This is a genomic window from Rhizobium sp. 3T7 (assembly GCF_020166565.1).
Lineage (GTDB): Bacteria > Pseudomonadota > Alphaproteobacteria > Rhizobiales > Rhizobiaceae > Rhizobium.
This window is the reverse complement of record NZ_JAIQXS010000009.1, coordinates 55749-67988: the sequence shown is the minus strand read 5'-3', so window position 1 is coordinate 67988 and position 12240 is coordinate 55749. Positions and strand designations below refer to the sequence as shown.

Annotated in this window: 13 protein-coding genes and 1 pseudogene; 6 read left to right on the top strand and 8 right to left on the bottom strand. The window is 59.3% G+C overall.

Annotated elements, in window-relative coordinates:
* The first annotated feature begins 114 nt into the window (after positions 1 to 114).
* Positions 115 to 618, top strand: coding sequence for a pyridoxamine 5'-phosphate oxidase family protein (locus tag K9B32_RS14965; RefSeq protein ID WP_224563380.1), 504 nt, complete (start codon positions 115 to 117; stop codon positions 616 to 618).
* A gap of 426 nt (positions 619 to 1044) precedes the next feature.
* On the opposite strand, the pseudogene K9B32_RS14960 reads toward K9B32_RS14965, so the two are convergent.
* Positions 1045 to 2021: pseudogene (locus K9B32_RS14960) on the bottom strand (threonine/serine dehydratase).
* A gap of 89 nt (positions 2022 to 2110) precedes the next feature.
* Between K9B32_RS14960 and K9B32_RS14955 the strand changes: the two are divergent.
* The gene (locus tag K9B32_RS14955) at positions 2111 to 2572 is read left to right on the top strand and encodes an Lrp/AsnC family transcriptional regulator (protein ID WP_224563377.1); all 462 of its coding nucleotides are present in this window, start codon (positions 2111 to 2113) and stop codon (positions 2570 to 2572) included.
* A 67-nt stretch (positions 2573 to 2639) separates the two neighbouring features.
* Here K9B32_RS14955 and K9B32_RS14950 read toward each other — a convergent pair whose 3' ends face one another.
* The 7 genes from K9B32_RS14950 to K9B32_RS14920 all read right to left on the bottom strand — a co-directional run bounded on the left by K9B32_RS14950 (position 2640) and on the right by K9B32_RS14920 (position 8834).
* A complete protein-coding gene (locus K9B32_RS14950; protein ID WP_224563375.1) occupies positions 2640 to 3476 on the bottom strand; it encodes an MBL fold metallo-hydrolase in 837 nt (278 codons plus the stop codon).
* A gap of 118 nt (positions 3477 to 3594) precedes the next feature.
* Positions 3595 to 4419: a TIGR00282 family metallophosphoesterase gene (locus tag K9B32_RS14945; protein ID WP_007802617.1), complete on the bottom strand. Its 825-nt coding sequence runs from the start codon at positions 4417 to 4419 to the stop codon at positions 3595 to 3597.
* Positions 4420 to 4421: 2 nt separating this feature from the next.
* Positions 4422 to 5009 (bottom strand): 5-formyltetrahydrofolate cyclo-ligase, encoded by a 588-nt coding sequence (locus K9B32_RS14940; RefSeq protein WP_224563372.1) that lies wholly within the window; start codon positions 5007 to 5009, stop codon positions 4422 to 4424.
* Between the two features lie 96 nt (positions 5010 to 5105).
* Entirely contained in the window at positions 5106 to 5834 is a 729-nt protein-coding gene (locus tag K9B32_RS14935; RefSeq protein WP_224563369.1) for a hypothetical protein, read from the bottom strand.
* 77 nt (positions 5835 to 5911) lie between these two features.
* On the bottom strand, positions 5912 to 6796 hold the full coding sequence (locus tag K9B32_RS14930) for an NAD-dependent epimerase/dehydratase family protein (protein WP_224563368.1): 885 nt from the start codon (positions 6794 to 6796) through the stop codon (positions 5912 to 5914).
* On the bottom strand, positions 6793 to 7617 hold the full coding sequence (locus K9B32_RS14925; RefSeq protein WP_224563365.1) for a glycosyltransferase: 825 nt from the start codon (positions 7615 to 7617) through the stop codon (positions 6793 to 6795). Before K9B32_RS14925 ends, K9B32_RS14930 begins: the two co-directional genes overlap by 4 nt.
* The gene (locus K9B32_RS14920; RefSeq protein WP_224563363.1) at positions 7614 to 8834 is read right to left on the bottom strand and encodes an NAD-dependent epimerase/dehydratase family protein; all 1221 of its coding nucleotides are present in this window, start codon (positions 8832 to 8834) and stop codon (positions 7614 to 7616) included. The genes K9B32_RS14925 and K9B32_RS14920 overlap by 4 nt, the downstream gene beginning before the upstream one ends.
* 119 nt (positions 8835 to 8953) lie before the next feature.
* Between K9B32_RS14920 and ybgC the strand changes: the two genes are divergently transcribed.
* From ybgC to K9B32_RS14900, 4 genes are all read left to right on the top strand, one after another.
* Entirely contained in the window at positions 8954 to 9418 is a 465-nt protein-coding gene (gene ybgC, locus K9B32_RS14915; RefSeq protein WP_224563360.1) for a tol-pal system-associated acyl-CoA thioesterase, read from the top strand.
* A 452-nt stretch (positions 9419 to 9870) separates the two neighbouring features.
* Positions 9871 to 10590, top strand: coding sequence for a protein TolQ (tolQ, locus tag K9B32_RS14910; protein ID WP_028749424.1), 720 nt, complete (start codon positions 9871 to 9873; stop codon positions 10588 to 10590).
* A 29-nt stretch (positions 10591 to 10619) separates the two neighbouring features.
* Positions 10620 to 11075, top strand: a complete 456-nt coding sequence (gene tolR, locus K9B32_RS14905) for a protein TolR (RefSeq protein ID WP_224563618.1) — start codon at positions 10620 to 10622, stop codon at positions 11073 to 11075.
* Positions 11076 to 11083: 8 nt separating this feature from the next.
* Positions 11084 to 12220 carry a hypothetical protein gene (locus K9B32_RS14900; RefSeq protein ID WP_224563358.1) on the top strand — a complete coding sequence of 379 codons (1137 nt, stop codon included), beginning with the start codon at positions 11084 to 11086 and terminating at the stop codon, positions 12218 to 12220.
* Positions 12221 to 12240 lie beyond the last annotated feature (20 nt).

Below are 12240 nucleotides of genomic sequence, written 5' to 3'. Positions count from 1 at the left end.
CGTATTCAAGGGAAAACGGCTTCATTCTCCCGGGGCTCGCTCGTCGGGAATTACGGAACAAAGCCCCGAAGCTGGCGTTTCAAAACACGGACCCTTGAAACGGAAGGAAGTGCTATGGCTAGCCTCAACGAGGCGCGGAAACACCCAGCACGTCAGCTCTGGGATCAGGTCAACGACATTCATGCCGGCATGCTCGGCGTGGACGGAGTGGACATGCATATGCAGCCAATGGCGCCACATCCCGATCCGAAGACCAATACGATCTGGTTCTACTCGAAATCGGACGCAGAAATCGCCCGTGCCATCAAGCCGGGCACCAGGGCACATTTCTGCGTCGTCGGAAAGCATCACGACTATCACGCTTGCCTTGCCGGCAAGATCGAGGTGCGGTCCGATCCGTCGAAGATCAATGAGTATTGGAACTCCGTCGTCGCCGCCTGGTATGAGGACGGCAAGAAGGATCCGAAGCTGACGATGCTTGTGATGCATGTTGACGACGCGGAGATCTGGGTCTCTACCGGCAGTAAGCTCAAATTCGGTTGGGAGATTGCCAAGGCCAATCTCGATGATGACAAGATGCCCGATGTCGGCATCCGGCAGCACTTGCAGTTCGCTTGAGAATACTGGACCCGGCGCGATCCCTAGCCCTAACTGGAATATGGAATACTTTCAGTCGCAAATATCTGTCGCGAAATTCTGACTTTTTCGAGTAAGTGTTGCGACAGAAATCGACAGGAGGTTTTAGTGCTGGTGGTTTTGTCGCGAACGTCCGGGAGATTTGCGACAAAGGGCATCGCGTTGATTTCTCGCTAAAACAACGCCAAGAGAGATCCAATCGACAACGCAGCTCGGGCCGGCCTTCCCTATCTTGAATGTCTTTTGGGCAATGGCGGCAACACAAGCTCCCCGTCGACAAGCCACGAGAGCCTACACCGGTTTCTGCCAATGCCTCGCCTTGCGCAATTGCGGAAACCAATACCATAGAGCCGACGCCTGCCAAATTCGGACATGATGGGGAACAGCTAGAAGTCGATTTGCTTTGCTCTAACAGGCGCTGGCGCTGTCCTTTACGGCAGATGGAAGCCATACCTTGATCTGTTGATCCGTGAGGTTAGCACCACACAACATGGTCGCTACACGGCAGCCTTTCAGGGCAGATGCCTGCACAAGAATGGCCGCGAGCCCCGCCGCCCCGGCTGGCTCGACGAGACGCTCCCAGGTATCAAGAGCAAACCGCATTGCGTCCAGAAGTTGATCATCATCAACGAGAACGACGTCATCGATAGTATCTTTAAGCCATTCGATCGCGGGCGGCACGGGATTCCGGACGGCAATTCCATCGGCAATCGTGCGTGCCTCCGACGTCGAGATCACGTCACCCGCATGGTAGGACAGAGCCATGCATGGCGCACCCTTTGCGGCAACGGCGATGACCCTTGTTCGCGGTGATCGCGATTTGAACCAGCATCCTATTCCCGCCGCCAAAGCACCGTTTCCAAGCGGGACGAAAACGGCGTCGATATTTGCGACGTTTTCAGTCAGTTCCGCCGCAATCGTTCCAGCCCCTTCCGCAATGGCTGCACTCGCGCCGTCCTCCACGAATTGCAGCTTCCGTTCGACGGCGTAGATTTTGGCAGCCTCCTCGCAGCGTCAAAATCCTCCCCGGCGAGCAAGACCTTCGCCCCAAACCTGCGCATGGCCTCGATCTTCAGCGGATTGGCGTTTGGACTGGCGAAGACGATCAGAGGTCGCCCATGCCGCGCGGCATTATAAGCAAGCCCCTGACCGAAGTTCCCGGCCGATGCCGAGACCAGAGGAGTTCTCTCGTCGGCGAGATCGGCGAGAAAATATCCCGTACCTCGCCCCTTGAAGCTGCGGATCGGATTTTCCGTTTCGGCTTTGACGACTAGCGACAGCGCGAGCCTATCGAAACACAACAAATTGGTGTTCAGAAAAATCGGATCGATGCGCTTGCGTGCGTCTTCGATGTTGATGGCTGAAAGAGGTGCTTGTTTTGTCATGGAGCGATGGTATGAACTTCTGACGCGGGAAAATCGCGCCAATGTCGAATTTATAGAGGATTTTCCGCATAGGAGCTTGGTTGCGCGCTGTGGACGATATCGACCGAACTATTCTTTCGATGCTGCAGGAGAATGCCGACATTCCCGGCAAGGTCATTGCTGATGCGGTCAATCTTTCTACCTCGGCCATCGAACGCCGAATCAGCAAATTGAAGCAGGATGGGATCATCGAGAGGATCGTGGCGGTGGTCAGTCCGAAAGCCGTCGATCGCACCCTGTCCGTTCTGGTCGAGCTTGAAATCCAGAACGAACATCGACACTCGCTGCAGCAATTCCAGCGATGGTTGGACCGTGCGCCTGAAGTTCAGTCATGCTGGTATGTGACCGGCGATATGGATTATGTCCTGCTTGTAGCCGTCCGCAACCTTGAGGAATATAATATCTTCATTGAGCGACTTATGAGTGAGCAACAGGCGCTCGTGCGAAAATACAAGAGCCTGATCGCACTCAAAACGGTCAAGCACGGCCTGGGACTTCCCGTCATTGAATGAAAAGGCCTTTTACTGGCGTGGCCTATGTAGCGATCCTGTCGAAAGGGGTTGGGGCGATCCGGGTTTTTTAATGCATGCCTGTCGCGACATAGATCAGCGGCTTTTTCGGCAAGGTGCGTAGCGACACGGTGATCGTGTTCGTCGGTGCGTAGCTGATTTCAAAGTCGGGTCCGAACATCGACAGGAAGCTTTGCAGCGGCCTCGGCTGGTGCATCGGCAGGATGAGAGAGGCGCGCAGGCGCTTGATCACCCGGCTCATGCTATCGGAACCCATCGTCAGGCCGCCATCCACCGGAACCATCACGACATCCAGTCTGCCGATCTCCGTGTAGTGGGTTTCCGTCAGTTCGTAATGCAGATGGCCGAGATGACCGATGCAGAGACCGGCCACCTCGAAGATGAAGATCGAGTTCCCATCCTGCTGCGGCGCGCCGAAACCGCCCCTGATATCGGTAGTGACGTTGCGGATGTAGGTGTCGCCGACCACGAGGTTTACCTTCGCCTTTTCCCCTGGCACGTCGCTCCATCCATGAAGCACGTATTTAATGGCCGGGTCGGTCACCAAACTATAATGCGAGGAATGGGCGCGGTTCATGGTGACGACCATTGGAACCTGCGGCGGCGAATACCAGCCGCTGTAGTCGGTCGCGATCGTTACGCCGCCCGGCGTTTCGATAAGGAAGGTGGAATGTCCGATGTAGGTCAGCGTGACCGATTGGTCGGTAGCGCCGGTGCCAGCAATCGGTGCTGGGCCCGTGAAACTGGCAAAAGTCGCTTGCGGGATCGATTGGGCGACGGCCTGGCACTGGCTGACGTTTCTTCGTTCCTCCTGGGCAGCGGCTGCCTCCGCGGCGACCAAGACCATCAGGCAGGCGATTGCGAAGACAAGAAAACGCGGCTTCATGCCACTTCCTCCAGCGCTCTCACGGTAAGCTCGGGAGGATGCGGCAAGGCGCCGCAGCGGTCCAGTTGAAATCCCGAGCCACTGCTCACTTTTGCGTCATGGCGCGAGGCTGCCTGAACTAGCGCCAAAACTCCGGAATGGTTTCGGCGAGCCGAGGACCGAGGCGCAGCGGCGCGATCTTTTCCGCGAGGCCGGTCGCATCCGATATCTCGACGCCGACGCCACAGATGGTAGCCGGGCCGGTCGCCGCCTCCATGCGGCCTTTCGGCATCTTGGAGATGAAACGGTTCAGCGGCTCCTCCTTGTCCATGCCGAGGGAGGAATCGTAGTCACCGCACATGCCTGCGTCGGACATGTAAGCGGTGCCGCCGTTCAGGATCTGATGATCGGCTGTCGGCACATGGGTGTGCGTACCGACGACGAAGCTGGCGCGGCCGTCGACGAAATGGCCGAAGCACTGTTTCTCGCTGGTCGCTTCGGCATGGAAGTCGAAGATGATCGCATCCGCCTGCTCCTTGAGCGGGCAGGCATCCAGGATCGTCTCGGCGGATTTGAAGGGATCGTCGAGTTCGGGATGCATGAAAACGCGGCCCATGACATTTGCGACAAGCACGCGTGCACCGTTGCGGGCATAAAAAAGCCCCGAGCCGCGCCCCGGCGTGCCCTGCGGGTAGTTGGCCGGTCGCAGGAACTGGTCATGACGTCCGGCAAAGGCGACGGCTTCCTTCTGGTCCCAGACGTGGTTGCCCGTCGTGACGACATCGGCACCCGCGTTGATCGTCTCGAGGAAGATATCCTCGGTGATGCCGAAACCGCCTGCAGCGTTCTCGCCGTTGACGACGACGAAATCGAGCTTCAGGTCAGAAATGAGGCCGGGGAGGCGGTTCCAGACGGCGGTGCGTCCGGTCTTACCCACCATGTCACCCAGAAAAAGCAGTCGCATTGCTATCCAATCCAAGAGGCAAAAAAGCGCAGCCCGCTTTCTGTCAGGAGGGCGTCCAGGCTGACGTCGTGCGGCTCGTCGGGCACATGTGCCACTTCCTGGCAGTCGAATGCAATGCCGATCAGTTTCGGATGCAGGCCTTTTTGCCGCAAACGCTCGATGGCGCGGTCATAATAGCCGGCGCCATAGCCGATGCGGTGGCCGCGATTGTCGAAAGCGGAGAGAGGCACCAGCATGATCTCGGGATCGAGCACGGCGGCGTCCGCGGGCGGACCCGAGGTACCGAAGCCGGTGCTGACCAGTGGAACGCCGCGCACCAGCTCGCGAAAGACAATCGTCTGCTTGTCGAGGATGGCGGGCACGCAAAGCCGTGCTCCACGCGTCTGGAACCGTGCCATAAGCGGCCGGATATCCGCTTCGGAGCGGATCGGCAGGAAGCCGGACACGGTCGTCCCGGGCTCGAATGCGACCGCCTCGCCGGCATGCTCGGCCATGGCAAGGCTCATCTCGATGCGAGTATCTTCCGGGATCGCGTCGCGCAGTGCGAGCCGGCCGGTACGCATTTCGGTTTTCAATTCTCTCGGGGTCATGCGGTCCATCGCGCTGTTTTCAGCAGACGATAAAGGTCTTGCCGATCATTTCAACGGGACAATGCGACCTTTGACCGCGTGTCTGAGTCGATCAGGTCAAATCGTGATACTGGTTGGTATGACTGAGGCGCCGGCCTGTGCCTCAAGCGGATAGTCCGTGCCCGATCCCTGCTGGCCGGGTCTTGCGCGCAGTTCGCGCATCGCCTTGTCCATCAGCTGCCGGACGTCCTGCAGGATGGCCTTGAACTCTTCCATCGTCTTGCGATCTTCGGTCGAGACACGAACAGATGCCTGCCTTCCATCTTCGATCACGCTTTGGTAGGCATTGCGCGCGGCGGTTGCACCATCGGGTTCGTCTGTCTGCTCCGCGCTACCTTCGGAGCTATCCGAAGAAGCCGTTTCAGTTGTCGCCGACGCATAGGTCGTAGCGTCTGTCGCGCCAGCCCCGGTATCGACCGTTGCAACGGTGGCATTGGCTGCAGATGCGGCAGGCGTCGCGCTGGCAGCGACCGCGGAGGCGAATTCAGCAGCGGCGGCGCTGATCTTGTGGGCAAGTTCGGCCGCAAGCCGGGCGACGACCTCTGGCGGGTAGCCGCCGCTCTTCAGCATTTCGAGCTGCTGCTTGGCTTCCTCAAGCTTGCGTGCGGCACGGGCTTTCGCGGCTTCGGCCGATGTCGTCATGCTTTCGCGCAGGCTTTCCTGTGCCTTTGCCGAATTCTGCAATATCTTCAGTCGCGCGCTGGTGCCGTCGGCCGGCGTATTGAGATTATCGGCCGAGTAGGTGTTGCGCAGGATGTTGAGCGCTGATGCGGAACCGACTTGCATACTATCCTCCGGATTGCACTATCCGGAATAGTCTGCAACTTCAGGCTTGCGTGGGCCTGTGCGTTATCACCTGCCGCCTATGTGCCCGTGGCCAGCGCATGGATCGTTTCATTAAACAAGGGCATGCCCCCAGGCAACCAACCGAGCGCGCGGATTTTCGTCGTGTCCATCGGTGTGAGCAGCGATTTGTCGGCGGGCAGCGGCAGCCTGTTCAGGCAATCGTGCTCCCATCGAATGGGTTCCAGGATGTCCCAGGTATCCAGCGCCACGTCGGACACGTTGAAGGTCTCGCCGGAGATACGCGGGGGGTCTGTTTCCAACATGAGCCGCACCGCTTTGCCGACGTCTCTTCCGTGGACCTCGGTGCCGGCACGTGAAGGCAAGGGACGACCAGCGAGGTAATCTCCGATCAGCTTGTCCCATTTGCTGGGTCGAAGGTCGCCGTAGACGCCGGTCAATCGGAGACTGGCCGTTGCGAAACCCGGCGCTGCAAGATGTGCCAGACTGCGTTCGGCATCCAGTTTGACCTGACCATAAAGCGTCTCCGGCTTGTCAGGCATCCCTTCTTTCAACGTGGTTCCAGGCGCGTGCTCTCCATAGGCGGCACGGCTGGAAATGAAGATGCAGCGCCGCGTGCCGGCGCGTTTTGCCGCTTCGAAAAGCCGGACGCTGCCGTCCAGGTTGAAGCGCTTGAACGTCTCTGGGTCGTTACCCTCCCCACCGCGGTATTTGCCGGGCACGTGGTGGAAGGCGGCGTGAACGAAGAAATAGGCGTCGTCGAAGGCTTCGATATGATCGTGCGCCGGATCGAGCGAGAGCGGGGCGAACTCGACCGGGCGCGAAAAGAAGCGAGCTAGCGGCGCGTGGCGGCCGCCGATGATCACGGTATAGCCGCCGGCGAGCAGTTCTTCGACGATATAGCGTCCGACGAAACCCGTTCCGCCCGATACCAGTACCTTCATGCCGCCTCTTTAGGGTTGGCCATTGCCGAGATATCCGGCGGATCATCACCGGCATAGAACGCGTGCCACAGGTCGATCAGCGGCCGCAGTTTCTCGGCCTTCGGATGATTCGCCTCCCATGGCTTCTCGTACTGGTAGTGCAGGACGGAAATGCTCTGCCAGTCCCAAAGCCGAGGCATGGTAAACCATACATATTGGAGCATGTTGAAATAGACCGGCAGGCCGTGCCAATCCGGGAAAAAATCCTGCAGGAAGGTCTGGTCCGTCCGCTTCCAGAACATGCCTGGCTTGTCCAGTCGCTCCAGCATGCGCTGAAACGTGGCTTCGGACGGTTGCGCGACGAAGACGCCGGAATTCAGTCGGTGGAAGTCTGCAAGAGATTCATAGACATTCGGGGCGGCCGAAAACTCCGGATAGCGAAAGAGCTTGTCGATGTTGCGCAGCACGATCGCATCGGCATCGATGAAGACGCAGCTGGTGTACTCGGTCAGCTGCCAGAGGCGCAGCTTGCAGAAGTTGTCGAGCGGCGAGTGAAACTGCGGCTTGTGTCCCTTCGTGAAGGGGGCCGCGGCGTGCAGATTGGATCGAGCGTGGCGCTCATTGAACTCGGCTGACAGCGGCAGATGCTTGACCGGCACCAGGCGGCAGTCGAGCTGCAGGAGCGGGGCAAGACTGGCCAGCTCAGCGCCTGGCGTATGGAGGATGACGATATCGGCAGGGGTGTCGGTTCGGCGCAACGACGCAGCGAGCGCCTTGGCACCCATGGCGTAGTCGTTGTTGGTGACGAGGGTGACGTAGGCGTGCCGCAGGGACTCACTCATGAAACGGACTTCAACCTCTTGCCTTCCGGATCGTGGTTGATCGTGGCGGCAATGTCTTTCGTCCAGGCGGAAACGGCGGGCACGCGCGACCGATCGACGCGATAGCTAAACTTCTTGGCAACGTCGACGATTTCACTGAGAAGCCCCGCCTGCAGGGTGATCGGATCGAGGCCAAGATTACGGAACTTCTCGTTCTTGACGATGAGCTCATTCTCCGGCGCCTCCTTGCGCGGGTTCGGCAGCCAGGCGATCTCGGCGCCACTCATCTTGGCGATCATTTCCGCCAGATCGCGCACGCGATGGGTCTCCGTCATCTGGTTGAAGATTTCGACACGGGCGCCGCGGGCTGACGGATTGTTCAACGCCAGCTCGATGCAGCGTACGGAATCCTGGATGTGGATGAAGGCGCGGGTCTGGCCGCCGGTGCCGTGAACGGTCAGCGGGTATCCAATCGCCGCCTGGATCAGGAACCGGTTCAGCACGGTGCCATAGTCGCCATCATAGTCGAAGCGATTGATGAGTTGGGCGTGCCGGCGCGTCTGCTCGGTGTGCGTGCCCCAGACAATCCCCTGGTGCAGGTCCGTGATGCGCAGACCGTCGTTCTTGGCGTAGAAATGGAAAAGCAACTGATCCAGGCACTTGGTCATGTGATAGATCGAGCCGGGATTGGAGGGATAGAGGATTTCCTGGCTGACGGTCTCGCCATCCGCCGTCTCGATGCTAACGGGCAGATAGCCCTCGGGGATCGCCGCTCCGACCGTCGAATAGCCGTAGACGCCCATCGTGCCGAGGTGGATCAGATGCGCGTCGAGTTGGAGTTCGACGAGCGCATTCAGGAGGTTATGGGTGGCGTTGACGTTGTTGTTGACGGTGTAGTTCTTGTGGCGGTCGCTCTTCATGGAGTAGGGGGCGGCACGCTGCTCAGCGAAATGAATGACGGCATCCGGACGGTTTTCGGCCAGCCACTTCTTCAGGAGCTCGTAGTCCTTGGCGAGATCGATGAGGTTGAAGTGTATGCGCCGGCCAGTTTCGGCGTGCCAAATGCGCGTGCGCTCCTGGATCGAGTCCATCGGCGTCAGCGACTGGACCCCGAGTTCGGTGTCGATCCACCGTCGCGAGAGATTGTCGAGGATATGAATGTCATGTCCCGCGTCGGAAAGATGCAATGATGTCGGCCAGCCGATGAATCCGTCTCCGCCCATCACTGCAATCTTCATCGTGTCGTCTCCTGCTTGATTGTCTCTGTCAAAAATTACTTAGGAAGCGTGACAATTGTTCAATGCTTGCAAGGCGGAAAGTCTTCCGCCAAAGAGGGCGCGTGACTTTGGAGAAAATTATGGCGGACAACGGTTTTTCGATTTCGGGTGAACTCACGGAAACGGGTCACCGGCTCCTGCAGCGCGTCTATTACGAGGACACGGATTTTTCCGGCCTCGTCTACCATGCCCGTTATCTGCACTTCCTCGAGCGCGGCCGCACCGATTACCTGCGTTGTCTCGGCGTCGAGCAGCGCGAACTCATCAATGCGGACGAGGAGGGGCTTGTCTTCGTCGTCCACCGCATGGAGATCGACTTCAAGCAACCGGCGCGGATGGATGACATCCTGATGGTGCTGACCCACACCGAAAAAGCAGGTGGCGCCAAGATGGTCCTCAATCAGGAAATCCGGCGCGGCGAAACGCTGCTGATCGCCGCCAAGGTGATCATCGCCGTCATCAACGCCAATGCAAGGCCGCGACGACTGCCGGAAGCGCTTGCCGAGAAATTTCTGGAAGGCAGCAAGCCGCTCCGCGGACCGTGAGCCTTTGCGGCCGCAGCCGCGATCCCGCCGTTTCAACATCGTTTGCCTGCGGCGATTCGCGCAGCTTGATCGCGAAGCGATGAAAAGACGCTGGATTCCGGCCTTGCATAAACATGAGTTTTGTGTGAAGGAATTCGCGCGCTGGAAGATAAGCGCTGTTGTGGTCATCGACCTAGATCTGACCAAGTAATCCAAGGGATAAATCTTTCGCCGATAGTTTCGCTGTCATGATCCGGCGCTAACGAACTGTTAACCATAATAGTGTCTTACTCGGATTGTCAGAGTTTGTGCGGTGCACGCCTTCCTTTGACCAAATTTGACGGCAAGGAAGGCGGATAAGAGCTTGGAAGCTTGACCAGGGCTTTGGGCGGCGGCCGCCAGACACTTCTTGCGAGATCACTTTGTGCCGCCCGGTCAAGTGCCGGGCGTTTGGATTCGGGGATTTTGGATCAATGGAACAAGTAGGATTGGCAGCAGCAACGGCCGACGTCAGCCTCTGGTCGCTGTTTATGCAGGCAGGTCTCGTCGTCAAGCTGGTCATGCTCGGGCTCATCGCAGCCTCGGTCTGGACCTGGGCGATTGTCATCGACAAGTATCTGGCTTACGGCCGCGCGCGGCGCCAGTTCGACAAGTTCGAGCAGGTGTTCTGGTCGGGTCAGTCGCTGGAAGAGCTTTATCGGACGCTGTCGGAACGCAACAACACCGGCCTTGCCTCCATCTTCGTCTCTGCCATGCGCGAATGGAAGAAGTCGTTCGAGCGCGGCGCGCGCTCGCCGATCGGTCTGCAGATGCGTATCGACCGGGCCATGGACGTCACGCTCGCTCGTGAATCCGAATATCTCTCCGCTCGTCTCGGCTCGCTGGCAACGATCGGTTCGGCCGGTCCGTTCATCGGGCTCTTCGGCACGGTCGTCGGTATCATGACCTCGTTCCAGGCGATCGCCGGTTCGAAGTCGACGAACCTCGCGGTCGTCGCTCCCGGTATCGCGGAAGCGCTGCTCGCAACCGCAATCGGCCTTGTTGCCGCTATCCCGGCCGTTATCGCCTACAACAAGTTCACTGCCGATGCCGGCAAGCTTTCGGCTCGCATGGAAGGTTTCGCGGATGAATTCTCCGCCATCCTTTCGCGCCAGATCGACGAGAAACTGCAGCCGCGCCAGGCCGCGCAGTAATCGACGGGAACGGAGTCAACGATATGGGTATGGGTGCTCCAAGCGGTGGCGGTAGCGGTGGTGGCCGCGGTGGTCGTCGTCGCGGTGGCCACAGAGGTGGTGCCATCTCCGAAATCAACGTGACGCCGCTCGTCGACGTTATGCTCGTGCTTTTGATCATCTTCATGGTCGCCGCACCGATGATGACCGTCGGCGTGCCGGTCGACCTGCCGGAAACGCAGGCGAAGGCACTGAATTCCGAAACGCAGCCGATCACGATCTCGGTTAAGAATGACGGCCAGGTGTTCCTGCAGGAAACGCCGATCCCGGCCGAGGAGATCGCTGCGAAGCTCGAGGCGATCGCGACGACCGGCTACAATGAGCGCATCTTCGTTCGCGGCGACGCGACCGCGCCTTATGGCGTGATCGCCGACGTCATGGCCCGCATCCAGGGTGCCGGCTACAAGAACATCGGGCTCGTGACGCAGCAGAAGAAGGACCAATAGCGAACGCTATGAAGGCCAGTATCGTCACATCTGCGGCTCTGCACTGTGCACTGCTTGCCTGGGCGCTGATCTCGATCGGCTCCCCAGAGCAGTTCAAAGTCGAGGATTTCGAGGCGATGCCCGTCGATCTCGTGCCTGTCGAAGACATGTCGCAGCTGCAGCAGGGTGACAAGACGGCGCCCCCGAAGGAAAAGGCGGCGCCGAAGCCGACGACCAAGCCGGCGACAGTCGATAAGGCGGAAAACATGGGCGATAACAATATCGACCTCAAGACGCCGCCGGTCCCGAACGCCAAGCCCAGCAACAATGAGAGCGCTGCTGCCCCGAAGGCGGCCGAAAAGCCTCTTCCGCAGAATGATCCCGTGCCCAACGAGGTGAAGGAGATCATGAAGGAGGAGACGGACGTCGAGCCGAAGCAAGTCGCTTCCATCACGCCGCCGAAGCCGGAAATCACCCCCCCGACCCCGACGCCGCCGAAGGCTGAGGAACCGCCGCAGGAACAGGCCGAGCCGCCGAAGCCGGACGCTGAGGCGCTGCCGGACAAAGTTCCGACTCCGGTCGTGAAGCCGCAGCCAAAACCACCGGAACAGAAGCCAGCCGAAAAGCCCCCGGAAAAGAAAACCGAGGACCAGGCGACGGCCGACGACAAGCCGACGGACAAGAAGAAGGCTGAGAAGAAGCAGGAGAAGGCCAAGTCTGCCTCTTCCAAGCAGAGCGATTTCAACGCTGACGATATTGCGGCTCTGCTGAACAAGCAGGATCCTTCTTCCGGCGGTGCCAAGCGCTCGACGGAAGTTGCGTCGCTCGGTGCGAAGAAGACCACGAGCGGCTCCAAGCTCTCGATGAGTGAGATGGACGCGCTGCGCAGCGCGATTGCCGGCAACTGGTCGGTTATCCCCGGGATGGAAGGCGCAAGCGAAGTTCGCATCAAGGTCCACATGAAGCTCGACCCTGATGGCAACATCATCGGCTCACCCGAGGTTGAAGCGACCGGCGGCACCAACGAGGCGACGCGGATGGCGTTGGCAAGCGGTGCCAAGCGCGCCGTCATGAAGTCGTCGCCCTTCACCAATCTCCCGAAAGACAAATACGACGCCTGGGGCGAAGTTATCGTCAACTTCGATCCTAGCGATCTAGCCCTTTAAAATGCTGAAAGGCTTGTCCT

Coding starts and splice junctions, on each gene's coding strand:
- K9B32_RS14965 (WP_224563380.1), top strand. CDS start 115: ATGGCTAGCCTCAACGAGGCGCGGAAACACCCAGCACGTCAGCTCTGG.
- K9B32_RS14950 (WP_224563375.1), bottom strand. CDS start 3,476: ATGAAGCCGCGTTTTCTTGTCTTCGCAATCGCCTGCCTGATGGTCTTG.
- K9B32_RS14945 (WP_007802617.1), bottom strand. CDS start 4,419: ATGCGACTGCTTTTTCTGGGTGACATGGTGGGTAAGACCGGACGCACC.
- K9B32_RS14940 (WP_224563372.1), bottom strand. CDS start 5,009: ATGACCCCGAGAGAATTGAAAACCGAAATGCGTACCGGCCGGCTCGCA.
- K9B32_RS14935 (WP_224563369.1), bottom strand. CDS start 5,834: ATGCAAGTCGGTTCCGCATCAGCGCTCAACATCCTGCGCAACACCTAC.
- K9B32_RS14930 (WP_224563368.1), bottom strand. CDS start 6,796: ATGAAGGTACTGGTATCGGGCGGAACGGGTTTCGTCGGACGCTATATC.
- K9B32_RS14925 (WP_224563365.1), bottom strand. CDS start 7,617: ATGAGTGAGTCCCTGCGGCACGCCTACGTCACCCTCGTCACCAACAAC.
- K9B32_RS14920 (WP_224563363.1), bottom strand. CDS start 8,834: ATGAAGATTGCAGTGATGGGCGGAGACGGATTCATCGGCTGGCCGACA.
- ybgC (WP_224563360.1), top strand. CDS start 8,954: ATGGCGGACAACGGTTTTTCGATTTCGGGTGAACTCACGGAAACGGGT.
- tolQ (WP_028749424.1), top strand. CDS start 9,871: ATGGAACAAGTAGGATTGGCAGCAGCAACGGCCGACGTCAGCCTCTGG.
- tolR (WP_224563618.1), top strand. CDS start 10,620: ATGGGTGCTCCAAGCGGTGGCGGTAGCGGTGGTGGCCGCGGTGGTCGT.
- K9B32_RS14900 (WP_224563358.1), top strand. CDS start 11,084: ATGAAGGCCAGTATCGTCACATCTGCGGCTCTGCACTGTGCACTGCTT.